This is a genomic window from Lactobacillus taiwanensis DSM 21401, from assembly GCF_001436695.1.
Taxonomy (GTDB): Bacteria; Bacillota; Bacilli; order Lactobacillales; family Lactobacillaceae; genus Lactobacillus; species Lactobacillus taiwanensis.
This window is the reverse complement of record NZ_AYZG01000018.1, coordinates 1-387: the sequence shown is the minus strand read 5'-3', so window position 1 is coordinate 387 and position 387 is coordinate 1. Positions and strand designations below refer to the sequence as shown.

Annotated in this window: 1 pseudogene; it reads left to right on the top strand. The window is 39.0% G+C overall.

Annotation, left to right across the window (positions count from 1 at the left end):
- Nucleotides 1-387: pseudogene (locus FD18_RS03785) on the top strand (transposase family protein); the annotation flags it as partial.

Here is a 387-nt window from a genome sequence, read left to right as displayed (position 1 = left end):
ACATGATGCATATCAAGCTCATCGTAAAAATTGTGGGCGCAAATCAGACTTTCTCAAGAAAACTCAATTCATTCACTATGTCCACAAACATTTCTTTAAAGACGGCTGGTCGCTTGATGTTTGCAGTAATCGTGCCACTGCTGCTGGCGAATTCGCTATAATTACGACTTACCAGAGAAGCTTAAACGCAATACTAAGCTTCATCGTGTTCGCAAAAACAAGAAAAAACTTGGCAGAAGCATTGAAGAACGTCCAAAAGAAATTACTGGTTTACTATGCCCATCCTTACACTTCTTGGGATAAGGGAACAGTTGAAAGACACAATGGTCTTATTCGCAGATTCATTCCTAAAGGAGAAGCAATAGCTAACTATTCTTTACAAGACAT